This is a genomic window from Oscillibacter sp. MSJ-31, from assembly GCF_018918025.1.
GTDB lineage: Bacteria > Bacillota > Clostridia > Oscillospirales > Oscillospiraceae > Hominicoprocola.
Map to the genome: position 1 here is coordinate 28,911 of NZ_JAHLPT010000007.1, position 22,999 is coordinate 51,909.

Sequence of the window (22,999 nt, forward strand, 5' to 3'; positions counted from 1 at the left end):
AATATGCAAAAAATCAGTCTTTTTGAGTGGAAACGCTATTGATAAGCACGTCCTTGATGGCCTGGAGCGCCGGGGGATTTTTATCCCCGCTGTATCTGACCGTGACCTTATGACCATCGACAAAAAGCACCTGGGCCTGCGGGCCTTTATCGGGCAGGGCCGCAAGTGGAGCCGCTTTGTTCATAAGCATAACTTCCCTTCTGTAAAATGGCAGGGCCGCACCCTCATGCGGATGCAGCCCTGGTATAAATGCCGTTCTATCCAAACCCGTTCCTGCCCCTGCACATCATTCAGCGACGTATTGCTCCCCTTGGCGCGCAAATGCACACTTTCCCGGAAAGGCATATCCTGTTTGGCCGGTCATGCAATTTTCAAGGTACAAGGGGGTCTGCCTTATGTTGTAGCAGATAGAAGGGCTGTCGCCAGCCCGCACAGGCCCGCCGGGTGCGGTGGGCTTGGGCCGGATGGCGGCGGTGTCGAAATGTGTCTCAATTTGAGACGTATTTCTCCGGCCCGGCTGGACAGGCTGCCAGCCGGGCCAATGAAAAGGTCATGCTACCTTGAAGGTCAAGATTCCAGCGATCAGCTTGATTTCCAGACGCCGCCGCATGGTCTCGTCCACGCAGAGATAAACATTCCCCATCTCGTCAAACAAGCGGCGGGTGGACAGCTTGGCGATATAACCCTCATAGTGCCGCAAGACAGCGGCGATAGCGTCAGGATCGCCTTGGGTGGCCGCTTGGATGGTAGCATAGGGCAGGAGCTTATAGCGGGGGGTGCGGAGTTTCTGCTGCTTACTGTTTGTGGTATTCATATCCGTTTTCCTCCATGATCTTCCGTAGTTGTTCCAACGTGCTTGTACGGCGGTATTGCACCGTGGAGCGATTAAGACCGAGCCGTTTGGCAATTTCCACATCTGTCATTCCCAGCAGATAGGCCAGCAGAACAATATCACGCCGCTCTTTTGAAACAGCGTCCAGCGCCCGCCCCAGGTTGCCGTCCGAGATTTCCATATCCATTCCGAAAAGACGGAATACTCTCCGTTCCGGGGCATAGGTATCTATGTATTGAAGCTGCCGCCGTTCCTCCGGGGTGAGGTCAGAGAAAACAACCTCCTGTTGCTCCTGCCTGGAATACTCCAACTGGATATTTACTGCCTCGTTCTTGACCACCCGCTTACAAAAGGCGTCAAAGGCGTGTTCCTTGTTTTGCTCCATACTCATGGCAATACCTCCCGGCCGGAGAAGGGCTTTATTTGCCCCTCTATCCTTATTACAAGTGGAAGGGGGTGTTTTGCCAAACCGCGGCGAAAGTAGTGGGCTTTCGGCAAAAGGTTATCTATTGTGCTGCATTTCTCACCCCGCCCGTGAGAAATGGCCGGAAATGCCATTCTGTTTGGAAGTTGGTGGAACTGTGTCGAAATGGAAAAGGCCGCCGTCCCTTGCCTTGGGACGACGGCCTTCTCATGGTTTGCTATCATTCGTGGAGTTTTCATGTAAAATGCTCCTTTCCAGTAAATACCAGCATTTTACATTTCAATTCCTACAAAACCCCTACAGAGCGACTTCATCATCGCTATAATTATCGCAAATTTCGCTATGATACGCCGTAAAGCGATACCCGATTCGGGAGACGGTTTCGATGTAACGGGGGCAGGTAGGGTCTGTTTCGATTATTTTTCGCAGAATAGCAATAGGGCCAGACACACCTCGCTTATAGCTTCCCTCCATTCCCCAAGCGTGTTCACATATCTGTTCAGAGGTTAGTACAATGTTGATATTCCGCATGAAGTACAGCAGCAAAGAGAACTCACGGGGTCGCAGGTTTACGGACTGCCCCCGGACTTTTACCATACGACGGGGCGGATCAATAAAAATGTCTCCGGCTTGGAAAGAAGCTGCTTCTGCGTTTTCTGGATTGTTGAAATGATTGTACTCTGTGTAACGCCGCAACTGGGAAAGTATTATGTCCGCAATCAGGAATGGCGCTTGTTTGCTTGAAATACATATATCCACACCATGATGTATTAAAGAGTGCAAATCACGCTCCGGGGTATCAGACAGAACGACTATCGGAACGAATGTGACCCGCCGGACGCTGGGTAGCCAGTCAACTTGCAGGATGCTCCGCAGATACTCCAAATAGATTTTTTCCAGCCTGCGGGCGTCTCCCTCGGCGGTTTCCCTGACCTCTGCCGGGTAGAACGCCGCCGTCTGCTTGGGGGGCGGCGTTCCCTCCGCAGGCTCGGCGGCCAGAGCCGGGCAGGTCAGGGTACAGATCAGGAGCGCCGCAAACAGGACGGGCGCTGCTCGTTTCATAGTCATTACCTCATTTCGTGTAAAATGTCGAAATGCGTCTCAATTCGAGACGCATTTCCGGGCTGGCTGCCCCGCCGACGGCTTGCGGCGGGGCGCGTGGGGTCACGCTGGCGCTCCCGTCAGGCCGCCGCGCTCTCCCAGTATAGCAAAGCCGCCAACTGGCGGCTTTGGGGTGTTTTCCCCTTGATAACCTTAAAATCCGCCGGACGGCCCCTGTCAAGGCCCGACCAGTCCGCAGACTGGTCGGCTCGCGCACGATTGCGCCAGCAATCGTGCGGCCTTGACGGGGGACGGGCGGCGGATTACACTCCCGCAGGGGAAAAACACCCCCGCAGGGGCTTAACGGACAGGGCGGCGAACAGGGCGGACAGGGGCGCGGCCCCGTTGCTTGTCCGCTTCCAGGCTCTTGTCGATGGAACGGCCAAACTGCTTGCTCATGTCCTGAATGTTGTCCAGGGCTTGCCGCCGCTGCTAGGGGTCCCAGCCCTCGTAAAGTTCCGGCAGGCGGGACATATCGGGCATGGGACGCTCGATCCCGAAGCGGCGGCAGAGGATATAGGACACGCTCTGGGCGTCCAGGTCGCACTCGTCCCGGTCATAGCCGGGAAACGCGCCTTTGGCATGGAGCCGGGAGTGCGCCACCTCCGCAGCGATGGCGGCAAACGCCTCGCTGTCCGGGAAGGTGGGGTTGACGGCAAGCTCCATGTTGCGCTGGTCGTAGAACGCGGCCACGGGCAGTTCCTCGTCGATGACCACCGGGACAACGGCGTAATTCAGCACCGTGGAGAGGGCGGTCTCCATATCCTTGGTGTCGTCCCGCAGGACGGTCTGCTTGATCTCCCGGCCCTGGGTCTGGCTAATGTCGTAGGCATCGGCCAGGGTGTAGCCCCGGCCCATCGGGGAACGGGCGAAAATCTTTGTCCCCTTGCCCTTCTCCGCTTCCATCACGGAACGGTTCAGCGTTTTCCAGCGGTCACGGGTGGCGAAGATGGTGGCCTGCGGCTGGCCGAACATGACCAGGGCGATGTTCCCGGCGCTGTACGTCGGGTTGTCCCCCTGCATTTCCAGATACCGGGCATAGGCTTCCGGGGTGGTGGTGATCTCGGTGATACCGGCGTCCTGCATGGCCACGGTGTTCTCCCGTTCTGCCTGCTGCTGTTCCCGCCACTTGGTATCGTTCTCGGCCTTGCGGCTTACGATCTGTTTCAAATCTGCCATTGTGAATTACCTCCTACAATTATCGTGTTTTGGGTGGAGTGGTACGGGTATGCTGTTTGGGGGCCTTGCCCTGGTTCATGCTCTCGGCTGCGGCTTGGAGGGCGGCCAGCCGCCCCTTGACGGAGGGGATGTCGCTGATCTTCTCCGGGGTGTCAGTAGTCCTCGTCGTCCTCGTCGTCGTCCTCTTGCTCTGCGATTGTGTCGAGCCACTCCCGCGCTGTGGTGAGGAGCGCCCTTGCGGAGCGCGGGGGGCGGCTTTTTTTGGCGGTTCCGCCTCCTGGCCCCTTGCGGGAGCGCCATAGCCCCGGCGCTCCATGAACAGGTTGACTTGGGACACAAAATCCACGTTGGTCACAAGGTCTACCATACCGTCCTCGGCCCGGCTGTCCTTTACGGCGGCAAAAAGGACGTTTTTCTTGGCAAAGGCCCGGAACTCCGCAAGGTCGCTCTCCTTAATGCGAAACACCTTCAACTCCTTGCCCTCCCGGAGCAGGCGGGCCATGTGGGTCTTGCCAACCAGCTTTTTGTTGTCCTTGGACAGCGCCCATAGGAACGCCGCCAGATTTTTGCTCCCCGCTGCCAGCAGCTTGATACTGGCCTCGGTGAGCTGGATGCTCTCTTTGACCATCAGATCGGCCACATCACCGCTTACATCCATTGACTTTCACCTCCCGTTTTCAGATATTCAATGACTTCCCGGACGCAGCAGTACCGGGGATTGTGAAGATACCGGCGCAGGATCAGCCTGATATGCCGTTCCCGCTGGGCCTGGGGCAGAGGGGCGAATATCTCCACATCCTCCACGGAGGCCCGGTAGTTCAAAATGGTGACGCTGCCCCAGGGCAGTCCCCCCACGCTCTTGTCCACATGGAGCAGCAGGGCGATGACCGGCCCGCCGGGGACGGCCCGGTAGGCCGTCCAGCACAGGTTGGCGTAGCTGTCCTTCTCATAGATGGCCGGGAAGTCGAACAGGCCGCACCAGCCGCGCCGCGCTAAAAAGAGATAGTCGGAAAATTCCTGTCGGCATAGCTTGGAAAGGCTCATGTCCAGCCTATCGGCCTCTATCGGCTGGCACTCTCCCGCCAGACGGAGGATGGCGGTCAGGTCTGCTTTTATCAGTCTTTTCATGGGTCTCGCTCCTGTCGGCCCCCACATTGGCGCGTACCGTAGGGGCGTCGTTTTCAATGCGGGCGCACAGCTTCAATTCCCGGCGCAGCGCCCGCAGGCGGTCGTTGATGGCGTCGATCTCCGCCTCGGCCCCCTCCGTCCCGGCCCGCCGCAGGGGGTACAGTTCCCGGCGCTGGCCGGTGAGGGCGTCTATCTCGGCCTGGATAGCGTCATACTGCATGGAAAGCTGGCCCATCGTCTCAATGCGGTTTTTCATCAGGTATATAAATTGCTCCTGGTAGCGGTCAAACTTGATGACCTCCCGCCACGAAACGAGGGCGGTCTGCCGCCTGGGGCGGCGGTTGGGGATGGCTCCCAGCAGATAGAGGTACTTGAAGTAGAGGGCGCGAAGCCCTTTCAGCTTCCGGGGCTTGCGGGGAAGTCCGCCACGGGGCCGGTATCTCCGTCCCGGTGTCAGCCATTGAAAGGCCGGGGGCGGCGGTTCGGGTGGCGGCGGGGCCGCCCCGGAACGGGCGGCGGACAGGCGGGATAGAATGTCCGCCTCGGTGTAGCCGTCCCCCAAACTGTCCAGCCGGATAAAACGTGGAGCGCCGGGGGGCTTGACGGCGGTATGCTTCACGTTGGGGCCGCGCTTGACGGCGTAGCCCAGCCGGTTAAGCTCCTGCCAAAAGGTTTTCATGGTGTAGGCCCTGAAAAGGGCGGCGTCAATGTCCTGCCGCACAAGGCCCCGCAGGGTGGGCTTGCCCTTCCGCTCCGCCTGCCACTCGCTGTACTGTTTGCCTTTGCTTTCCGGGTCGATGATGGATAGGCCGTACTCCTGACAGATGGCGTCCGAGGTCCCCCGGATGCCTTGGTAGTAGTCCTTCTTGGTGTCCCGGTACATCATCCCATCCACAAAGGAAACGCTGTTGAAAACGATGTGGGAGTGAAGATGCTCTTTGTTCAGGTGGGTGGCGACAATGACCTCGTAGCGGTCTCCCAAAAGCCTCCGGGCAAGCTCCACACCTACGGCATGGGCCTGTTCCGGCGTGACCTCGCCGGGGGCGAAGGACTGGATGATGTGATAGCCCTTCCGCTTGCGGCCCTCCTTGCCCCAGCGACGTTTCGTGTCCATCATATCGGCATAGACCGTATCCCGGTCGCAGTTGATGGCGGTCTCAAAACAGGTGCGCTCGGTCTTGTCCCGGTTGAGGGCGTAGTCGATGGCTGTTTCCAGCGAGGTCTTTTCCTCGTTCTGGGCGTAGTCCACGCTCTTGTCCAGCCGGTTATGCACCACAAGGATTTTTGTGTAGGCCATTAGAGCGTATCCCTCACCAGCCGGGCCATTTGCCGCACAAGGCGGGCGGCCTCGGTGATCTCGTCCCTGGTGGCCTCCCCTCTGGCGTTGGCCTGATGGGCAAGCTGATTGACGTTATTTCCGATGGCGGACAGTTCCCGGAGAAGGGCGGCGTAGGTGTCGGGGGGACGGGGGCGGAGTTCAACGCCCATGATAAGCTGACGTAATAGCGGCTCCATCTTTAAGCCGGTGGCCCCGGCCTGCGCCTGGAGGTGGGCATACTCGTCGGCGTTCAGCCGCAGGGTGATAGTCTTATAGGGCTTTGGCATAGCTGGCTCCTTTCGACAAAAAATAATGCGTCTCAAATTGAGACGCATTTCCGGGGAATGGGGGTATTAGGGGCTTGCCCCTAACAAGCGGCATTTTGCAGTCAAAATGCCATGCTTGCGCGGACAGCGGCGCCAACGGCGCCGCTGTCTACCGTGTCGGGGCGGAGTCCCTTTGCTTGCGGGGCTGGGGCTTCTTATGGGTTGGGCGGCTGGGATGTTGATGTTTGGGCTTTTCCGGCTCTGCCGGTGGCGGGGGCGTATCCCCGTCCTCCAGAAAGCCCAGCAGTTCATCGGCAACCTCCTGGGGCGTTTTCTCCGGGACTTCCACGGTGTAGCCGGGGAGAAGGATACCGTTGACGGAAAAGCGGCGTTCCTCCCCCTTGGGGATGGGCGGGGAGAGTTCGGTGAACAGGTGGGCGTAGGCGTTGATACGGCCTTGGAGGTACTTTTCCATCGCCGCCTTGTCGGTAAAGCGTTTCCTGTCCTGACCGGCGATTTGACGGCCAGGGCCGGAATAGTCCGGCTCCCTGGGGGTGTTGAATGTCAGATACCACGAAATTTCCCAGGAGACCGGCACAGATTCCTTTTTGGCTTTGTCATAGCGGGTGTTCTCATAGACGCGCCACGACATTTTGTAGACCATGTTGCTGATCTCATGCCAGTCGTACTCACCATCTATCCAGACGTTAGCCGTGTGAGGGGTGGGCGGTATTGTCAGATATTGCTGTGCCTTCCTCAATTCACAGGTTTTCATCGCCTGCTGTACCCACTTCTCGCTGACTTTCAATATTTCTGCATAAATGGCTTTTTCCTGGTCAACACTGGCCTGCTCCTGTTCTTTCAGCGCGTCGGGAGAAAGTTTGACCAACTCGGAGAGGTCGGACTGGCTGCTCGAAAAATAGATGTGACTTGAAATTTCAAGTTCCCTGCCGGGGTCAAGGTGTGTATATCCCATATTCGCGCCTCCCTAACGTACCGGGGCCGACTGCTTTTTAGCGGCGGCCTTTTTCTTGGCGGTAGGCTTTTTTGCTGGGGTCGCTCTCCGCTTCTGCGCGGCGGCTGGCTTTTCCGGGCTGGCCTTCCCCTGGGGCGGGGGCGATTTCTTCGGGGCCTTGGGCGGCTCCGGGTCGGACGGCGGTGCAAGGTCTCCATCGTCCAGCAAGTCCAGCAGCTCGTCGGCCACCTCCTGGGGCGCTCTCTCCTTGGGCGCTATGGTATAGCCGGGGAGAAGAACGCCGTTGATATAAAAGGAACGCTTGAACTCGTCCGGGACGGGAGGGGACAACTCCGTAAAAAGCCGGGCGTACACATCAAAGCGGCCTTGGATATAGTTCTGTGCGTCGGCCTCGGCGTTGTAGTATTTCTTCTTTATCTCCACTACCATAACATCGCCGGAATAGTAGTATTTTTCCGTAGAGGGCCGGGGCGGGCGGTTGATGGCGATGCCCCAGGTCACAAGCCACTGGCCTTGGTGATTGCCCGTCGTCTCCTGCATTATCTTATAGCGCATGATGTAGACGCGGTTGCTGATCTCCCAAACACCGTCCTTTTGCCGTTTCCACTCGTTTGACGTGTGCTTGACCTCCGGGGTCTTGACGTACTCGATGGCCCTGTCCAGGAGCATGGTCTGGGCGGCCTGCTCCACCCATTCCTCGGCGGCGACCTGCACTTTTCCGAAAATGGTCTTTTCTGCCGTTGCTCCGTCCTTACGCTTGGCTTGCAACTCCTGCAAGGGCAGCTTGACCAGCTCTGCCAGATCGCTGCGGTCAACATTCCACCTGTCAAACTCCACGGAGCGTTCCAGTTCGATATGTTCACCGGGATTGAATTTGTCTGTACGGTGCAATACGCGGTAAAAGGTCGGCTCTTTCCGTTTTTGTTCTGCCATAGACCGCCCCTCCTATCGCTCGCCGCGCTGGGGGGATGGCTTTTTCCTGTCACGGGAGGGAACGGTCGGAAATTCCAGCGCGATTTCAAACTGCCGTTGTAATTCCTCCATCCTCACGCTGTCCAGCGGCTCATAGGTCTTGCTGTCCGGGTCCCAGCGGGTCAGACGCTTTTCCTCCGGGATGTGGTTGCGCCGTTCCCACGCGCCCACGGCCTGGGCCTGGACGCTCATGCGCTCCTTAATGTCGGGGTTGTCCCTGGCGGGGCGCAGTTCATAGTCCTCGATCTGCTTTGGGGACAGGGGGGCGTTATAGGCCAGAACGCCCCAGGCCAGGACGGTGCCGCTCTCCACTGGCTGGCGTCCGCTAAAGAACGTCATTTCCACCTGGGGGTCGTTTGGCAGTTTGGGATAGGTGCCAATGTCGATGGGGCGCTGGGTGGAATAATACTTGAATACCATACCGCGCCCCCTATCTCTGCCGCTGGGGATGGTTCCGCTGGCGCTGGGGCGCTTTGGCGGTCTGGCCCTCTTTGATCTGGCGCAGTTTCACCTTGACCGATTGCCGGGGCCGGTCATCATTACGGGCCGGGGCGGCGCGTTCCTGCACCGGGGCGGAGGTCTGGCTGGTATTCGCGGCCTTCCGCAAATCTGTGACCGCCGCTTTTGTATATGCCAGGAATTTCCCCTTTTCCTTCTCCGGCATGACCGCCGCCTGCGCCTGGAATTGCTGCTCCAATCTGGTGATGGTGTAATGCTGCTGGAAAAAGCCGATCACTCTGGTCGCCAGCTTTTCCAGGTCGTCATGGAGCTGGAGGCCAAACTGTTCATGGAGCAATTCACGCAGGCCAACGGGCGCGTCCTCGAAGATCCCGGTCAGATTCTCCGGGTGGTTCAGGTTATTTTCAACAAGGTCTTGCATTTGTTCCAGCATGGAGCCGTAGCCCGGCCCGGTAGAGAGGGGCAGCCAGTAGCGGTCAACCTCGCCGTCCAGCATATAGTCGATGGCAACCTTGACCGGGCGGCTCGGCTCGTCAGTGTTCCAGTATTCCTGGTTTATCGCCTCCATCCGGGTCTCCGCCTCGGACAGCGTCATGCGGGCGCCAGCGGGAAGATGCTCGTCGGCGCTCTCCATGACGGTGACGATGGGTTCCTGTTCCGGGGACAGGTCGGGCAGGGTGGCCTCCTTGGCGGATTTGAACAGGGACACAAACGCCCCGGAAATATCACGGGTGAAGTTCCTCCAGCGGGTGGCCGCGCCCCGGACGGTGCAAAGGCCATTTTTGAAAAAGCCGGTCACGATGCTTGCGCTCTCGCCCAGCAGGTCTTTCACATCCCGGCGCAGGTTCCCGGCGATCTCTTTCATACGGCTGTTGGTATCTATGGGGATCACTCCTTTCCAAAAAGTGGTGGGGCGGCTCTCGCCGCCCCGGATAAAATGTCGAAATTCGTCTCAATTTGAGACGAATTTCAGCGGACGGCGGCGGGCCGCGCCCGGTGCATACGGCAATATGCCTTGGGCGGGACAAAGGGCCTCCCGGCGAAGGTCACTTCCCGGATGGGACGGTAATGGGACAGCACCCCGTCCCGCAGGCTGGCAAACTCGATATAGTCCGCCTTGGTAAAGCACCGCTCCCGGCGCATTTGGCGCTGGGACACCGGCCAGCCCTCGCCGTAAAGGAAATGGAACATTTTGATGTTGTCGGAGATCAGTTGCAGGGAGTTGTCCGAATTGTCGTAAAACGCGGGGGCCTCGCCGTCTCCGGGGCAATAGTTTTCGCTCCTGCCGAGATACACCCGCCCATCCTCGCCCACCAGGGCGTCCATGCCCTCATAGTTGCTGGCGGCGGCGGACGCGATCAAGATTTCTGTCATGGTGTCACCTCGCCATATCGTCATGGCCGGGCGGCTTGCGGGGCTTGGGCGGCAGGCCGTAGTCTTGCCGCAGTTCCTCAACTCTCCGGCGAAAATCCTTTTCTGCGCTCTCCCGGTCTCCGAAATAGTTGCCATAGGCAAATTCCTTAAACTGCCTGTGGGCGTAGGATTTCCAGGTCACATAGGGGGATGGTGCTTTCGGGTTGTGGGCCAGCACGATCTCCACGTCCTTGATGCGCTTGCTTTTGATAACGTGGTAGCCCTCGCATACTCTATCATCCGCCATAGCCGCTTACCTCGAAGGGGAAGGGGGCTTTTTGCCCTTACCCGCCTTTTCCGCTTCGGCCTTGGCCTTCTGGCGCTCAATGGCCTTTTTCCGCAGGTCAAGGGCCTCGAACACCCCGCGCTTTGCGTCAGGGATGGTAGTCCGCTTATCCGGGAAGTACGGACGCAGATCCTCCTCGGTCAGCGTGATTTTCAGTTGCGGCGTCTCCTCCCGCTTGGTGGGGGCTACCGACTTTTCGATCTTGTCCGTGGTCAGCGTCCCTTCCTGGCTGGCCTTTTTCAGTTCCACCGCCTGGGTGCCGGAGGGGACTTTATCCTCCTTCTTGATGGCGTCGGCTACCGCCGCCTGTTCCTCTTTTTTCAGATATGAGAGGTCTGCGGCGGTGTGGACGGGGAGCTTCTTATCCTCCACCATCTGCTGTAATTCCGGGGTCAGGTTGTTCAGACGGACAAGTTTCTGGATATTGCTACGGCTCTCGCCGGTCTGCTGGGCCAGTTCCTCGTCAGCCCGCATGGGCTTCTTGCCCTCGGCCGCCAGCTTGGCGGTTTCCTCCTTGGTGCGCCGTCCGGCCTTGTGCTTCATGGCTTCCAGCTTCATGGCATAGGCGCGGGCCTTCTCCATCGGGCTGATGTTCTCCCGCTTCAGGTTGGCGTCCACCATAGAGATCGTGGCCTCGTCCCGGTCAAGCTGGCGGACGATGACCGGCATGGTGGCGATACCCGCCAGCTCGCAGGCCCGGCGGCGGCGGTGGCCGGACACCATCTCATAGCCGCCCGCCTTGCGGGGGATGACCACGGCAGGCTCCAACACTCCGAATTTCTTTACGCTGTCCACCAGGTCCATCATGTCCTGGTCGTCCTTGACGTTGAACGGATGGCCCTCAAAGGGGTGTATCTCCGACACCTTCAGCGTGGTGATGATCTCCGACTGCCCCTCCCTGGTGATGGGGAGCGTAAAGTCCTTGGGGATTTCGTCCTCGGTGGGCTTATCGGGCGCGGCGGCGGGCGCTTGTTCAGCCCCCGTCTTTTCCGGCTCGGCGGGGTGGGGGTCTACCAGCTTGCCGGGAATGGGCAGGTCGGGGTTTTTCCTGTGTTCCTTGCGGTAGCGGCTGGCGTCCGTAAGGGCCATTTCGTAAACATCCGCCCGGACTTCCAGCATACCGGCCTGTTCCAGCGCCTTGCAGCGATGGAAACCGTCTACAAGCTGTAGCTCTCCCTTTTCCCCCTGGCGGAGAATGACCGGCTTTTGCAGGCCGTTCTTTTTGATGTCGGCAATCATATCGCCGTAGTCCTTCCTGGGGGTGTCCTTGACGTAGGTGCCGGGGAGGGGAACGATCTCGGACAGCTTGACGAAACGGAGGCTGGGGTCTTTCGGCGGTTCGGCAGGCTTCTTTTCCTCGGCAGGCTTGTCGGGTGCGGCGGGGGCTTTGGGGTCAGCCGCCGCCTTGGACGCTTTGGCACCCTTCTTTTCCCCGGCAGGCTTACCGGGAGCGTCGGCGGGGGCCTTGGGGTCAGGCGTGGCCTTGGGTGGCTCGGCGGGCTTCTTTCCCTCGGCGGGCTTGTCGGGAGCATCAGCGGGGGCCTTGGGGTCAGGCGCGGCCTTGGGCGGCTCGGCGGGTTTCTTTTCCTCGGCAGGCTTGCCGGGAGCGTCGGCGGGGGCCTTGGGGTCAGGCGTGGCCTTGGGCGGCTCGGCGGGCTTCTTTTCCTCGGCGGGCTTGCCGGGAGCGTCGGTGGGGGCCTTGGGGTCAGGTGCGGCCTTGGGCGGCTCGGCGGGTTTCTTCTCCTCGGCAGGCTTGCCGGGAGCGGCAACGGTGGCCTTGGGGTCAGGCGCGGCCTTGGGCTGCTCGGCGGGTTTCTTTTCCTCGGTGGGCTTGCCGGGAGCGTCGGCGGTGGCCTTGGGGTCAGGCGCGGCCTTGGGCGGCTCGACGGGTTTCTTTTCCTCGGCGGGCTTATCAGGCGGTGCGCCGGGGACGGGGGCGCGGAAAGCGCCGATCAACGGGTTCTTCTTGTCTGGCATGGTGAGTCCTCCTTTTGCTTATTTTGTCGAAAAATGCGTCTCGATTTGAGACGCATTTTCAACCGATATTAAGGGCCAAAATCGTGCTGTACCTCCGCTTGATAGTAGTTGTTGATGGTGGCCGGGGCATTGTAAAGGGCAGTCAGCAGATAGGCGCGGATGTTGCGGATTTTGGTCGTGTTCTTCCGCAGACAGTCAAAAACATATTCCAGGTGCGAATAGTCCAGTTTATAAAAGCGTTCCTTCACCTGGGCGGTGGGAAGTTCCTCGCCGCCGATGCGGAGGGTGGCGCGGGTGCTGCATAGAACATCGGTTATCAACTCCGCCACCTCATCCACGTCCTCACGGTTGAACTGGGTACAGAGGGCAGCGTAGTCAATACTTTCCCGCACATCTCTCCCGCAATCAATCCGATCTATCCATCCTGTTCCCGGAGGGGAGGGGGATGGATGGACAGATGGATCAAGCTGAATGGGGTCAGTTTGATTTGATTCAATATAGATTGCGTCCGATTTTCCGAAGTCTGCACTTCCGAAAACCGGAAGTCTTGACTTCTGCTTTTCGGAACTCTTGACTTCCGATTTTCCGAAGTCTTGACTTCCGAAAATCGGAAGTCTGGGAATGTCCTGCGGCTGGGAGGGTTGCGGCGGTTTTTCGCCGGTGGTGAACCGCTTGACATAGATTTTTGCAGGACGGCCCTGGCCCCGCTTGACGCGCTCGATCAGGCCAAAACCCTTGCCTGTGTCCAACTCGGCCAGCAGCTTGACGGCCTTCTCATGCCCGCAGCCCAGGTCTGCCTGTATCTCGTCCAGTGTGTAGTAGATATAAACACGGCCTTGGTCGTCGTACCAGCCGTTTTTAGCGGACAGCCCCATGCGGTCAAGGAGAAGGCCATAGAGCAGCTTGGCGTCGGTAGACAGCTTCTTGAACTGTTCGCCGGTGATAAGCTGGCGGGGGATACGGTAGAACGAAAATTGATTGCTTTCGTCGCCGTAATAATAGTCAAATGCTTGCTTGCCCACGTTCTCACCTCCATTGGGCAAAAAGAAAGGCGCCCCTTACGGAGCGCCTGGACTACGGGCTTTCCACCCGCTTTCTTCTTTTTTCTGCACCTTTTTCAATTTGGGATAGTAACAATGATAGCAAGCAACTTACTCAACAAAGGTTTTTAAGGGAAATTGTAGATGGCCCTCGTCTGCCTGTGTCGGGGCAATTTTTACTGGCCGCCACATACCACCATTCTTTTTTGCTCGATTTTCCTCGATAAGATTGTGCTTGATACCCTAAAATCTCGTTATCATAGAAGTGCGCCGCTTGGGATACCAAAGCCTATAAGAAAACGCTCCGACCGAAAATCGGTCGGAGCGTTTTTATCGGCGGAAGCAGTGCGCAGAGCCTTACGCTCAGGCGGCCTTCCTGCTCTGCACGGAGCGGATGACCAGCAGCGTGCCGATGACCATGACCACGCCGATGGCGAGGCTGATGACCACGTTGCGGATAAACGCCGCAAGGATGTAGTTCACAAAGCAGATGGCAGCCACGGTGACGGCGTAGGGGATCTGCGTGGAGACATGCTCGATGTGGTTGCAGTTCGCACCGGCGGACGCCATGATGGTGGTGTCGGAGATGGGGGAGCAGTGGTCGCCGCAGACCGCACCGGCGAGACAGGCGGAAATGCCCATGATCTGCAGGTCGGGAGCCGCGTTGAAGATAGGAAGCACGATGGGGATGAGGATGCCGAAGGTGCCCCAGCTCGTGCCGGTGGCGAAGGCCAGCAGGCAGGCGACCACGAAGATGATAGCGGGCAGCAGCATGAAGAGACCTTCGGACGCCTGCTTCATCAGACCTTCCACATAATCGGCGGCGCCGAGGAGACCCGTCATGCTCTTGAGGGAGACGGCGAAGGTGAGGATCAGAATGGCGGGGACCATGGCGTTGAAGCCCTTGGTCATGCAGCCCATAGCGCCCTTGAAGGTGATGACACGGCGCGCGCAGAGGTAGATGATGGACAGGACCAGCGCGATCAACGCGCCCCAGGGCAGGCCCACAAAGGCATCGGTATCACCGAAGGCTGCGATGAAGTCGCCCGCGTTGGTCTCAGGATCCCAAAAGCCGCCGACGTAGATCAGACCGATGACGCAGAAGATGATGAGCAGGAAGATGGGAATGAGCATATCCCACATATTCGCGCGAGAGGAGCCCTCCTCGTGCTCGTCGCTCAGCGCGCCGAGGTCGCCGGTCTGGGCAGCCTTGAGCTCTGCCGCGGCCATGGGACCGTAGTCCACACCGAGAACGACCATGGTGATGACGAACACGATGGTGAGCAGAGAGTAGAAGTTATAGGGAATGGCCTCAATGAAGAGCTGGATGCCGGACACGCCGGTGTCGAGCTTCGCGGCGACGCCGGAGACGGCGGCCGCCCACGAGGAGATCGGCGCGATCATGCAGATCGGCGCGGCGGTGGCGTCAATGAGGTAGGCGAGCTTCACGCGGGAGATCTTCTGGCTGTCGGTCACGGGCGTCATGACGGAGCCGACGGTGAGGCAGTTGAAGTAGTCGTCGATGAAGATCAGCACGCCGAGGGCGAAGGTGGCGAGCAGCGCACCGGCCTTGGAATGGATGTGGCTCGCGGCCCAGCGGCCGAAGGCGGCGGAGCCGCCGGTGGCGTTGACGAGCGCGACCATCACGCCGAGGATCACGAGGAAGAGGAAGATGCCGGCGTTGTCGGCGATGGCGGCGGTCAGACCGTCGTTGATGATGGTGTCGAGCGCGCCGATGGGGCTGAAGTCCGTGGCGAGCAGGGCGCCGACGACGATGCCGATGAAGAGGGAGGAGTAGGTCTCCTTCGTCAGCAGGGCAAGGCCGATGGCGACGATCGGGGGAACGAGGGACCAGAAGGTGTTGACAAACATGAGGAATTCTCCTTTCGTGCGTCTGCACAAAAAATTTAAGCCATGATGCTTCCATCATGACTTAAACACAACACCTTTTGCAAATACGCTTTCGGTCGTATTCCGATCATGACAGCTCTCCGCCTTTCGGCGACAGTCCGACGGATGTTATCCCCCGGCCCGGTGAACACACGCACAGGAATCCGTGTGTCCCCTCGGCGGCCGCCCCTTTCGCTCTCCGGTTCCTGCCGGTTATGCAGAGCTACTGATGTTGGCCGCGCCTCTATCAAGACTTATTAAAAACAAGGATAGTATACACCATTGCCGCGTTTTGTCAAGAGAAAATGTAAAATTTTTGCGGCTTCTTTTGGTCATTTCGCGAATTTTGCCGCTTTCGGTGGGGTTCAGCTCTGCGGTCCCATGCAGAAGCCACGCGCAAGACAGCGTCCCAGCATCTGCACGAAGGTCACATGGCCCACGTCCTCGCCCGCGAGGATGGGCAGCTCGGCGACCGTGTTCCCCGCCGCGTCGCGCACCGTGAGCTGACCGAGCGTGTCGCCCGCGTATACCGGCGCGGCGACGCTTTCCGCCAGCGCGACCTCCTTCGTCAGGCCGTTTGCCAGCGCCTTTTCCACCAGCAGGGCGTTCTCGCTCGTGAGCACCGGTTGCACCGTGCCGCGCACGCCGAGCGTCACCGGTACGGGCGGCAGCACTTCGTCGGGTGTGACGGTCACGAGCGACCAGGTCGAAAAGCCGTAGTTGAGCAGGCTCTTGGCGTCGGAGAAGCGCTCGTCGCTTGTCTTGCCCTTGAGCACGACCGCGATGAGCTCCATGCCGTTTTTCTCCGCCGTCGCGCTCAGGCAATAGCCCGCCGAGCCGGTCGAGCCGGTCTTGAGGCCGGTTGCGCCGTCGTAGAAGCGGATGAGCTTGTTTGTATTTACGAGCATGGACTCTCCGCCGCGCAGCGAATCCATCCAGACGGTCGTGAATTGCCGGATGTCGGGGTGCCTGAGGATCAGCTCGCGCGACATGAGCGCGATGTCATAGGCGCTCGTGAGGTGTCCCGCCGCGGGCAGGCCCGTGCAGTTGACGAAGTGCGTGTCATTCATGCCGAGCTCCTGCGCCCGCGCGTTCATGCGCTCCACGAAGGCGTCCTCGCTGCCGGCAAGGTGCTCGGCGAGCGCCACCGCCGCGTCGTTGCCCGAGACGATGCACACAGCCTTGAGCAGGTCGCGCACCGTCATCTGTTCGTTCTCCTTGAGCCAGATCTGGCTGCCGCCCATGCCCGCCGCGTGCGCCGAGCCCGTCACCACATCGTCGTAGGAGAGCGCGCCGGAGTCGATGGCCTCCATCACCAGCAGCAGCGTCATGATCTTCGTCACGCTCGCCGGCTCACGCGGCGTGTGTTCATCCTGCGCAAAGAGCACCGTGCCGGTCTGCTTTTCCATCAGCAGTGCGCTCGGACAGCTCACCGCCGGCCCCGCTGCCGCGGCGCTGACGCACAGGGCGAAGGCTGCCAGCAGAGAAAATACCGTTCGTTTCATGGGATGCACTCCTTTTTATGTCCTTTGCCCCATCCTATGCCGCCCGCCGGGGGCATATACGGAAAACTGTGCCGGCAGGCAAATTTCGCCTTGCATTGCGCGGGGAAGTCTGCTATAATAGCCTCACTTTGCAGGGTTAGTACATCGGTAGTGCATCGGCTTCCCAAGTATCCATAAACATTTTAGAAAAACCCAGCAATATCAAGGGCTGGCGGGTTTTTCGGACAGGCCAAAAGGCCAAATGTTATGGTATGTATATGGTATTATAATCGTTAATCGGGAACAATCGGGTTGTATATGTTATGATGTAGCATATTGATATTTCATTTCTCATATGCTATAATAGCCCCTGTCAAGAGAATATGCGGGTATAATTCATCGGTAGAATGCGACCTTCCCAAGGTTGATAGGTGGGTTCGACTCCCATTACCCGCTCCAGAAAGAACATCCTTTACGGATGTTCTTTTTTATTAAGCATTATACCGTTATATTTTCGGTGTCTGCCGTGTAGTATATATAGTGATTTGCTACGCGGCATCACCTCCTGTAATTAGGACCGCCTCATCTTGTGTGAGACGGTCCTATTGTTTTTATCCCTTATAATCTCTTGAAATTAGTTTTCCTGCTTCACGGACTAACTCATGGGTATATTCCGAAACATGGTCAGATACCAGATGCCATTGACCTTTAAACTTGAATTGAAGAACTCCGTCAATTATTTTGGTGGGACAGGTATATCTTCTTCCGCCTGCCGTTATCTGGACCCAATTCAACACCTTATTGATTCCTAATATCAACAATGTCGCTCACCGTCCTTTAAATAATGTCTTATACTTGTCGAGATTTCCTTGCTGCCGTTCCCGTTCCTGCTCTTCGATACCTCTTTCGATAAAACTGATAAGGTCCCGCTTCGTGATACGGAACTGTTTCCCATCTGGTTTGAAATAGGGAAGTTTTCCAGAATGAATAAGGGCATATACGGCTTTCTTATTTATCTTCAAATAGTCTGCTACATCATCAACAGTAAAGATGCTGCTTAATTCTGGAATTAGTTCATAGTCTGGCGTGGAAGAATGGTTTTCTATTTTGGCTGCTATACGGCTACAAATAAAATCGTCAACATTCTTCTCGATTTGGAAGCGGTCCATTGGCTCGAAGTAAATATCCATTGTGCTCCCCCTCTCATAAAAACATAATACGATATTATGTGCCAAAAAGCAACAAAAAGACAAATTGACATATTTTTAGAGAAATGATAATATGCTTTTATACAATACTGAAAGGGGAACCTGTCATTATGGATACTACTATCAAAGTCAGGACAGTTCAATCTTTACTCAAAGATATCGCCAAGGGCAAAATCAATTTTACCTCTTACCTTCAGAGAAAAGAGGGCCAGTGGCTTCCTGCTCAACAGTCCAAGTTTATCGATACCCTTATGCGTGGTTATCCCATTCCGCCTGTCTATGCGGTCGCATATACTACCCCCGAAGGTGAAAGCGTCCAGACCATTATTGATGGTTGCCAGCGTCTTTCCACTCTTCGAGATTTTACCGAAAACAAGGGCCACGGCTTCAAGCTGAAAAAGCTGGATACCTTTGCCTATGACGGCAAGGTTGAAGTCGAATATAACGGCCTTATGTATTATAAGCTGCCCGAAGAACTTCAGGACAAGATTATGGCCTCTGAAATTCAGGTCATCACTCTCGAAGATGCGTCCCCTGAAGATATCGTTGAGATTTTCGACCGCCTCAACAACGGCGTGGCTCTTTCCAAGGCCCAGAAGAATAAGACAGTTATGGGCTATGAACTGGCAATGAAAGTCAGAGAACTCGCCAATCTTCCTGTTATGTCCCGTCTGGGCCTCACGCCTGGACAGGTGAAGAAAGATGAAAACGAAATGGTCATCTGCCAGACCTTTATGCTCTGCTCTGGCACATCTACCGGCCTTTCTGCCAAGGAAGTCAAGGAATTCCTGAAAGGGTTCGCCAACAGCGTCAGTAAGGATGAAATCGTTGACGGTGTTGCGAAGTCTCTTTCCATTCTCGATAGCATCATTGGGAACGATGAGTTCAGGAATGTGAAGAAATCTATGGTTGCTCCGCTTCTCTACACTATCTACGGCATCAAAGATGATGAAGCAGCTATTGACCGTTTCAAAATGAACTTCCGTAAATTCATTTCCGAAAAGGATACGAACGAAGAATACGCCAAGTTCGCAAAGTTCCACACCACAAGCAGAGAGAATACCGAAGGCCGCGTGGCATTCCTCCAGGAACTCACAAAGTAATAATAAAAGACCAGGTAAGAAATTACCTGGTCTTATTTTTTTAGAAATTGAACTCTATCTGGTAGTAATCGGGCTGATAGGAATATCTCATCTTGTATGTCTTCCCACGGGAAGATATCGTGGAATAAATCATATCTCTTTCGTCCTCTATCTCACTCTTAACGGTAAACCCGTATTTATTCGCCATATCACTTGGAATGACTCCGCCCAAATCTTGAAGCAGATATCTTTCCATTATCAGTCCATAAAGGTTCCTGCTGAATTCCAAATCGCCTGTAAGGTAATATACGGCATTGAAGAATGTGGTCAGGGTTTCAATATTGTCCCCATTATTATTTTTCGCTGCCTTTTCCATGCTCATTGAAAGTTTAATGGGATGCCCCTCATATATATCGCTTTCCATTCTCATTCTGCTGCTGTATACCATATAATCGCCCTTAGTGTAGAGATAGGCGGAACCTGTGCTGCCGTAAGCATCCAGGAACCCAGATATCACACTCTCTTTGCCGTAGGACAAATCTTCGCTCGTCAGCTTAAACTTTGGGTCTTTCAGGAATATGCCTCTCTGTATCGTATCATAAATACGGTAGTCCCATATTCCATTTGAACCAAGTATCATATTCGTCCTGATATCCTTGGTCATTACGTAACCCTGTATCTTGTGTCCGTTTCTCAAATCTTTAAAGTCTTTCGCTGCCAGGGTATTGTAAGCCAAACCTATCATCCATTGCTTATTTATATCTGCTTTATCGTTCCAATCTGGCTGGTTAATAATTCCCACCTTACTCGCCAACCGCCTTGGGTCGCTCTTCGGAAAATCTTGCCCCTCGACAAAACCCATGGTCTTCAGGCATATAGCGATATACTTTCTCATACCCATCATCTTATTAGGGCTGAATGTGTCATCTATGTAGCCCTTGTTATAAGCATATTCTATGTATTTGCTGTATTGGGCTGGAACATTGGAATAGGGCATCGAATAGTTCCCGTTCAGTGCGTTTTCCTCTTCTCCCAACATCCTTACCAGGCTTGCTACGGCCTCTGCCTCGGATACCTTTCTTCCCAGATTGTAATACTCGCCCTCGGCATCCAATCTTCCAAGGCTGTTAAAATACCGTGCCATTTCATATGATGATTGGCTGAATAGCGGTAATATCGTCTGCCCGTCTTCTGCTATGCCCCTGTCGAAGAATAACCCAGCGTCATATGCCATTGTCCCGCTCGGGTCTCTCAATAGTCTCGGGTCATCCGTGTTATATGCCTTTTCCTCGTTTAAATCATCCTGGATGCTATGAAGAGGCAATTCAGTTCTGAATTCCACACAATCGAATGCGAAACGGTGAAAATTAGCATAGGCAGGGGTAGCAAGGGACATTACTGTAATTCCTGCCAATAATAAAGATAGAAGTTTTTTCATCATTTGATATGCTCCTCCTTTTGTTTGATTTCTGGTTCCATTTCAATTTCTCTGGTCTTCTCTTTCTTAAAGCAGCAGTAGTTCTCGTCCTGGGCTTTCTCGATACCGTGCTGTATTCTCTTTAAGTCCCTGTAATTAGTTTTCAGTTCCATATACTTACTTTCCAGGTTTGCTATCTCTTCCTGGACCCTCTTGTGTTCCTTAATAAACCCGTCCATATCTTCTTTCGTCTGAATGAATGTCTTTTTCCTGTTCTCATCCGTATAATATTTCTTTGCCAACAGTTCTTTCATGGCATCTGACGGGCTTTCATTGTAAGCATCTATCATCTCTCTTACTTTGTCCATTTCAGTAAGGACCTTTTCCATCTTCGTTTTCTTACTTCTTACCTTAGACATCTCAATGCCCGTGTTATGAAATTTGCTCTCTAATGTCGGAAGATTTGTTATTCCTTTGTCCTGTGCCTCTTTCATTGTATTAATCATATTCTGAATAGCATAATCGACTTTGGCATAAACCTGGGGCTGCTTTTCGGGTTCTGGTTCGTTTGCTATCATCGCTGATACTGCCAAACGGAATATCAATTCGACAATATTCCTCTTTTTTCCTCTCTCATCTTCGACGGGGACCTTATAATCTCTGCTCGTCCAGTTCGGGTCATAATAATACTGCCCCATACCCTCGGCATCTCTTAACTCTTCGTGTTCCTCTCGTGCCTGGTCTCTTATCTTCTCAATTTCTTTCCAGTAGTTTTCCAATTCCTCTTTCCCATATCCGATACCCAGGCTTCTATTTCTAACGCCCTGCTTTTTGTCTGGATGATGATAGGTTATGTATTTTCCCTCTCTTATCGAATACCCAGCCTCTTCCATATGCTCTTTGAACTCATCCCATGACTTCGATATTCTCTTGATGCTGTCTATATCATCCCTGATAGTCTGCTTCCAACTCTCGCCCATATCTATCTGGTGCTTTTCATACCAGGATAGAGATTTATCATTGGCAGGGTCCTCTATAATGGGTAGCCCGTGCTTCAGGGCTATCTCGTCGTTGTATTCTCTCAACTTGGCATAAGACTCTTTACAGTTGTTGTATTTCATCTTTGTTTTTCTGCCATACTGCTTCTCTGGGTCAAGACAGTGGGCATTGATAAGAATGTGATTATGTTTCTGGACTCCGGTTATCTCGCCAGTCTTCTCGTTTACTGCTGGATGGATGTGAGAGCATACGACCGCTTGATGTAGTCCCAACTTCTCGCATAGTTCCAGGCCGCATTGGTGGACCAAATCGTTGTCGATGTCCAGATTGTCAGGAAAGGACTGGATGATATGGAATGCTATAACATTACTGTCATCATTCAGGGTCTTTCCCACTCTTGATAGGTTCTGCTCTGCTGTATCTCTGAATTCCTGAATAGCAAGTTCAGGGTCGCACAGATAGCCAGATATGTATTGCTTTCCTATCTTATACTCGTTCGCCATATAAGCAACCGTCCTGCCAAGTGCTATCTCTTCCTGACTCGCTATTTCAATGCCGCTCTCTGTTTTCTCGTCGTTCTTGATATAGTCGATGCTGTCCTTTAAACTCTTCTCTGCTCCACCCCTACCCGCCTTGATGGGCCATATCTTACATATCATCTGCCCCCACCTCCAGCCTCTTTGCTGCTATCTCATCTATCTTATTCTCTATTATCTTTTTCATCTCTTCTGATGTCTGTTTCCTCTCTCTTGCCATTGCTGTAAGAAGATTTTTCTCGCTGTTCAGCAGCTTGTTCAGGACCAGTAAAATGTTCTCGATATCGGTGTTGTATGCCTCGTCTGTATCCTGTATCGTATAGAGTAAAGATGTGATGTATTCACGACATTTTTTTATCTCTTCTGTGTGCTCTCTGATAGCCGTGTAATCGGGGGAATATATCACCCCACATTTGCCTATTTCCTTGAAGTAGGCAGACGGTGTTTTATCGGACAGTTCTACCAGTTTTTCATAATCTTTCCATTCATCGTCGCTGATTCTCATATCGATTCGCATAATTGGAAATCACCCCTTTTTTGTAAAAATGTATATTATATATTATTAAGAAAAAGGGAAATCTATAACTGCCAAAAAAGTAAAATTTTCAGGGCGACAGCCCGCTCGCGTAGCGACCGTATCCATTGCCCGTCAGGGTAATGGGACGGAATGGGGGTTGAGGGGGTATCCCCCGCACAAGCGGGTATTGCGTTCCGCAATAGCCAATGCTTGCTACCGAAAAAATACCCCAAAATACCGTGTAAATGAAATGGTATTTTTGAGCCATACCCACCGTCCATTTATTGAAAAATTGAGAATTACCACCCTAAAATACAATGGACCATAATGAGAAATACGACGAACTATACCCGATGATACCCCGCCATATCAGGTGGATAAACCAGGATGATAATGAGATACCCACACGCTGAAATAGATAGATAGATGATACCCATATGTGATGATAACAGGATGAAATATGATGAGATGATGGCAGGAACATTGGCAGAATAT

The 22,999-nt window shown here is 54.9% G+C and carries 25 protein-coding genes, 1 tRNA gene and 1 riboswitch; of the genes, 2 read left to right on the forward strand and 24 right to left on the reverse strand.

Features of this window, described 5'->3' with window-relative positions:
• Positions 1 to 13: 13 nt before the first annotated feature.
• The 20 genes from KQI17_RS06815 to KQI17_RS06910 all read right to left on the reverse strand — a co-directional run bounded on the left by KQI17_RS06815 (position 14) and on the right by KQI17_RS06910 (position 16,766).
• Positions 14 to 190, reverse strand: coding sequence for a hypothetical protein (locus KQI17_RS06815; protein WP_216495517.1), 177 nt, complete (start codon positions 188 to 190; stop codon positions 14 to 16).
• 360 nt (positions 191 to 550) lie between these two features.
• A complete protein-coding gene (locus KQI17_RS06820; protein WP_154250457.1) occupies positions 551 to 814 on the reverse strand; it encodes a helix-turn-helix domain-containing protein in 264 nt (87 codons plus the stop codon).
• Positions 795 to 1,223: an RNA polymerase sigma factor gene (locus KQI17_RS06825; RefSeq protein ID WP_154250456.1), complete on the reverse strand. Its 429-nt coding sequence runs from the start codon at positions 1,221 to 1,223 to the stop codon at positions 795 to 797. Before KQI17_RS06825 ends, KQI17_RS06820 begins: the two co-directional genes overlap by 20 nt.
• Positions 1,220 to 1,495, reverse strand: a complete 276-nt coding sequence (locus KQI17_RS06830) for a hypothetical protein (protein ID WP_195308450.1) — start codon at positions 1,493 to 1,495, stop codon at positions 1,220 to 1,222. The genes KQI17_RS06825 and KQI17_RS06830 overlap by 4 nt, the downstream gene beginning before the upstream one ends.
• Positions 1,496 to 1,553: 58 nt before the next feature.
• Positions 1,554 to 2,318 carry a response regulator transcription factor gene (locus KQI17_RS06835; protein WP_216495457.1) on the reverse strand — a complete coding sequence of 255 codons (765 nt, stop codon included), beginning with the start codon at positions 2,316 to 2,318 and terminating at the stop codon, positions 1,554 to 1,556.
• A 471-nt stretch (positions 2,319 to 2,789) separates the two neighbouring features.
• Positions 2,790 to 3,536 (reverse strand): hypothetical protein, encoded by a 747-nt coding sequence (locus KQI17_RS06840; protein WP_216495458.1) that lies wholly within the window; start codon positions 3,534 to 3,536, stop codon positions 2,790 to 2,792.
• A 19-nt stretch (positions 3,537 to 3,555) separates the two neighbouring features.
• Positions 3,556 to 4,194, reverse strand: coding sequence for a DUF3801 domain-containing protein (locus KQI17_RS06845; RefSeq protein WP_154250161.1), 639 nt, complete (start codon positions 4,192 to 4,194; stop codon positions 3,556 to 3,558).
• Positions 4,185 to 4,664, reverse strand: coding sequence for a hypothetical protein (locus tag KQI17_RS06850; RefSeq protein ID WP_154250160.1), 480 nt, complete (start codon positions 4,662 to 4,664; stop codon positions 4,185 to 4,187). Before KQI17_RS06850 ends, KQI17_RS06845 begins: the two co-directional genes overlap by 10 nt.
• Positions 4,588 to 5,961 (reverse strand): relaxase/mobilization nuclease domain-containing protein, encoded by a 1,374-nt coding sequence (locus tag KQI17_RS06855; RefSeq protein ID WP_154250159.1) that lies wholly within the window; start codon positions 5,959 to 5,961, stop codon positions 4,588 to 4,590. Before KQI17_RS06855 ends, KQI17_RS06850 begins: the two co-directional genes overlap by 77 nt.
• Positions 5,961 to 6,269 (reverse strand): MobC family plasmid mobilization relaxosome protein, encoded by a 309-nt coding sequence (locus tag KQI17_RS06860; protein WP_154250158.1) that lies wholly within the window; start codon positions 6,267 to 6,269, stop codon positions 5,961 to 5,963. The genes KQI17_RS06855 and KQI17_RS06860 overlap by 1 nt, the downstream gene beginning before the upstream one ends.
• A 148-nt stretch (positions 6,270 to 6,417) precedes the next feature.
• Positions 6,418 to 7,224 (reverse strand): hypothetical protein, encoded by an 807-nt coding sequence (locus tag KQI17_RS06865; RefSeq protein WP_154250157.1) that lies wholly within the window; start codon positions 7,222 to 7,224, stop codon positions 6,418 to 6,420.
• Positions 7,225 to 7,236: 12 nt separating this feature from the next.
• On the reverse strand, positions 7,237 to 8,157 hold the full coding sequence (locus KQI17_RS06870) for a hypothetical protein (RefSeq protein ID WP_154250156.1): 921 nt from the start codon (positions 8,155 to 8,157) through the stop codon (positions 7,237 to 7,239).
• A gap of 12 nt (positions 8,158 to 8,169) precedes the next feature.
• Positions 8,170 to 8,616, reverse strand: a complete 447-nt coding sequence (locus tag KQI17_RS06875; RefSeq protein WP_154250155.1) for a hypothetical protein — start codon at positions 8,614 to 8,616, stop codon at positions 8,170 to 8,172.
• A 10-nt stretch (positions 8,617 to 8,626) separates the two neighbouring features.
• Positions 8,627 to 9,520, reverse strand: a complete 894-nt coding sequence (locus KQI17_RS06880; RefSeq protein WP_154250154.1) for an LPD25 domain-containing protein — start codon at positions 9,518 to 9,520, stop codon at positions 8,627 to 8,629.
• 104 nt (positions 9,521 to 9,624) lie between these two features.
• Complete coding sequence (locus KQI17_RS06885) at positions 9,625 to 10,029, reverse strand: hypothetical protein (RefSeq protein WP_154250153.1); 405 nt, start codon at positions 10,027 to 10,029, stop codon at positions 9,625 to 9,627.
• Positions 10,030 to 10,033: 4 nt separating this feature from the next.
• The gene (locus tag KQI17_RS06890; protein ID WP_154250152.1) at positions 10,034 to 10,315 is read right to left on the reverse strand and encodes a hypothetical protein; all 282 of its coding nucleotides are present in this window, start codon (positions 10,313 to 10,315) and stop codon (positions 10,034 to 10,036) included.
• Between the two features lie 6 nt (positions 10,316 to 10,321).
• The gene (locus tag KQI17_RS06895) at positions 10,322 to 12,331 is read right to left on the reverse strand and encodes a ParB/RepB/Spo0J family partition protein (protein WP_160234859.1); all 2,010 of its coding nucleotides are present in this window, start codon (positions 12,329 to 12,331) and stop codon (positions 10,322 to 10,324) included.
• 68 nt (positions 12,332 to 12,399) lie between these two features.
• Positions 12,400 to 13,353, reverse strand: a complete 954-nt coding sequence (locus KQI17_RS06900) for a DUF6017 domain-containing protein (RefSeq protein WP_173017486.1) — start codon at positions 13,351 to 13,353, stop codon at positions 12,400 to 12,402.
• Positions 13,354 to 13,734: 381 nt separating this feature from the next.
• On the reverse strand, positions 13,735 to 15,243 hold the full coding sequence (locus tag KQI17_RS06905; protein ID WP_216495459.1) for a Na+/H+ antiporter NhaC family protein: 1,509 nt from the start codon (positions 15,241 to 15,243) through the stop codon (positions 13,735 to 13,737).
• Between the two features lie 104 nt (positions 15,244 to 15,347).
• A riboswitch (Lysine riboswitch) is annotated at positions 15,348 to 15,516 on the reverse strand.
• Positions 15,517 to 15,626: 110 nt separating this feature from the next.
• Positions 15,627 to 16,766: a D-alanyl-D-alanine carboxypeptidase family protein gene (locus tag KQI17_RS06910; RefSeq protein ID WP_216495460.1), complete on the reverse strand. Its 1,140-nt coding sequence runs from the start codon at positions 16,764 to 16,766 to the stop codon at positions 15,627 to 15,629.
• A 364-nt stretch (positions 16,767 to 17,130) separates the two neighbouring features.
• Between KQI17_RS06910 and KQI17_RS06915 the strand changes: the two genes are divergently transcribed.
• Positions 17,131 to 17,204 (forward strand) — tRNA-Gly (locus tag KQI17_RS06915).
• Between the two features lie 368 nt (positions 17,205 to 17,572).
• Here KQI17_RS06915 and KQI17_RS06920 read toward each other — a convergent pair.
• A complete protein-coding gene (locus KQI17_RS06920) occupies positions 17,573 to 17,935 on the reverse strand; it encodes a helix-turn-helix domain-containing protein (protein WP_216495461.1) in 363 nt (120 codons plus the stop codon).
• Positions 17,936 to 18,063: 128 nt separating this feature from the next.
• Here KQI17_RS06920 and KQI17_RS06925 point away from each other — a divergent pair, with 128 nt between their 5' ends.
• A complete protein-coding gene (locus tag KQI17_RS06925) occupies positions 18,064 to 19,056 on the forward strand; it encodes a DUF262 domain-containing protein (protein WP_216495462.1) in 993 nt (330 codons plus the stop codon).
• A gap of 40 nt (positions 19,057 to 19,096) precedes the next feature.
• On the opposite strand, the gene KQI17_RS06930 is transcribed toward KQI17_RS06925, so the two are convergent.
• The 3 genes from KQI17_RS06930 to KQI17_RS06940 are packed head-to-tail and all read right to left on the reverse strand — an operon-like array spanning position 19,097 to position 22,492.
• Entirely contained in the window at positions 19,097 to 20,476 is a 1,380-nt protein-coding gene (locus KQI17_RS06930; protein WP_216495463.1) for a hypothetical protein, read from the reverse strand.
• On the reverse strand, positions 20,473 to 22,110 hold the full coding sequence (locus KQI17_RS06935) for a relaxase/mobilization nuclease domain-containing protein (RefSeq protein WP_216495464.1): 1,638 nt from the start codon (positions 22,108 to 22,110) through the stop codon (positions 20,473 to 20,475). The genes KQI17_RS06930 and KQI17_RS06935 overlap by 4 nt, the downstream gene beginning before the upstream one ends.
• Positions 22,100 to 22,492, reverse strand: coding sequence for a hypothetical protein (locus KQI17_RS06940; RefSeq protein ID WP_216495465.1), 393 nt, complete (start codon positions 22,490 to 22,492; stop codon positions 22,100 to 22,102). Before KQI17_RS06940 ends, KQI17_RS06935 begins: the two co-directional genes overlap by 11 nt.
• Between the last annotated feature and the right edge of the window lie 507 nt (positions 22,493 to 22,999).

What these genes read in the sequence shown, in the direction of transcription:
- KQI17_RS06840 (WP_216495458.1), bottom strand. Translation starts at nt 3,536, where the DNA reads ATGGCAGATTTGAAACAGATCGTAAGCCGCAAGGCCGAGAACGATACC.
- KQI17_RS06845 (WP_154250161.1), bottom strand. Translation starts at nt 4,194, where the DNA reads ATGGATGTAAGCGGTGATGTGGCCGATCTGATGGTCAAAGAGAGCATC.
- KQI17_RS06875 (WP_154250155.1), bottom strand. Translation starts at nt 8,616, where the DNA reads ATGGTATTCAAGTATTATTCCACCCAGCGCCCCATCGACATTGGCACC.
- KQI17_RS06815 (WP_216495517.1), bottom strand. Translation starts at nt 190, where the DNA reads ATGCTTATGAACAAAGCGGCTCCACTTGCGGCCCTGCCCGATAAAGGC.
- KQI17_RS06880 (WP_154250154.1), bottom strand. Translation starts at nt 9,520, where the DNA reads ATGAAAGAGATCGCCGGGAACCTGCGCCGGGATGTGAAAGACCTGCTG.
- KQI17_RS06885 (WP_154250153.1), bottom strand. Translation starts at nt 10,029, where the DNA reads ATGACAGAAATCTTGATCGCGTCCGCCGCCGCCAGCAACTATGAGGGC.
- KQI17_RS06910 (WP_216495460.1), bottom strand. Translation starts at nt 16,766, where the DNA reads ATGAAACGAACGGTATTTTCTCTGCTGGCAGCCTTCGCCCTGTGCGTC.
- KQI17_RS06870 (WP_154250156.1), bottom strand. Translation starts at nt 8,157, where the DNA reads ATGGCAGAACAAAAACGGAAAGAGCCGACCTTTTACCGCGTATTGCAC.
- KQI17_RS06895 (WP_160234859.1), bottom strand. Translation starts at nt 12,331, where the DNA reads ATGCCAGACAAGAAGAACCCGTTGATCGGCGCTTTCCGCGCCCCCGTC.
- KQI17_RS06825 (WP_154250456.1), bottom strand. Translation starts at nt 1,223, where the DNA reads ATGAGTATGGAGCAAAACAAGGAACACGCCTTTGACGCCTTTTGTAAG.
- KQI17_RS06905 (WP_216495459.1), bottom strand. Translation starts at nt 15,243, where the DNA reads ATGTTTGTCAACACCTTCTGGTCCCTCGTTCCCCCGATCGTCGCCATC.
- KQI17_RS06940 (WP_216495465.1), bottom strand. Translation starts at nt 22,492, where the DNA reads ATGAGAATCAGCGACGATGAATGGAAAGATTATGAAAAACTGGTAGAA.
- KQI17_RS06850 (WP_154250160.1), bottom strand. Translation starts at nt 4,664, where the DNA reads ATGAAAAGACTGATAAAAGCAGACCTGACCGCCATCCTCCGTCTGGCG.
- KQI17_RS06890 (WP_154250152.1), bottom strand. Translation starts at nt 10,315, where the DNA reads ATGGCGGATGATAGAGTATGCGAGGGCTACCACGTTATCAAAAGCAAG.
- KQI17_RS06860 (WP_154250158.1), bottom strand. Translation starts at nt 6,269, where the DNA reads ATGCCAAAGCCCTATAAGACTATCACCCTGCGGCTGAACGCCGACGAG.
- KQI17_RS06920 (WP_216495461.1), bottom strand. Translation starts at nt 17,935, where the DNA reads ATGGATATTTACTTCGAGCCAATGGACCGCTTCCAAATCGAGAAGAAT.
- KQI17_RS06855 (WP_154250159.1), bottom strand. Translation starts at nt 5,961, where the DNA reads ATGGCCTACACAAAAATCCTTGTGGTGCATAACCGGCTGGACAAGAGC.
- KQI17_RS06820 (WP_154250457.1), bottom strand. Translation starts at nt 814, where the DNA reads ATGAATACCACAAACAGTAAGCAGCAGAAACTCCGCACCCCCCGCTAT.
- KQI17_RS06925 (WP_216495462.1), top strand. Translation starts at nt 18,064, where the DNA reads ATGGATACTACTATCAAAGTCAGGACAGTTCAATCTTTACTCAAAGAT.
- KQI17_RS06835 (WP_216495457.1), bottom strand. Translation starts at nt 2,318, where the DNA reads ATGAAACGAGCAGCGCCCGTCCTGTTTGCGGCGCTCCTGATCTGTACC.
- KQI17_RS06830 (WP_195308450.1), bottom strand. Translation starts at nt 1,495, where the DNA reads ATGAAAACTCCACGAATGATAGCAAACCATGAGAAGGCCGTCGTCCCA.
- KQI17_RS06935 (WP_216495464.1), bottom strand. Translation starts at nt 22,110, where the DNA reads ATGATATGTAAGATATGGCCCATCAAGGCGGGTAGGGGTGGAGCAGAG.
- KQI17_RS06930 (WP_216495463.1), bottom strand. Translation starts at nt 20,476, where the DNA reads ATGATGAAAAAACTTCTATCTTTATTATTGGCAGGAATTACAGTAATG.
- KQI17_RS06865 (WP_154250157.1), bottom strand. Translation starts at nt 7,224, where the DNA reads ATGGGATATACACACCTTGACCCCGGCAGGGAACTTGAAATTTCAAGT.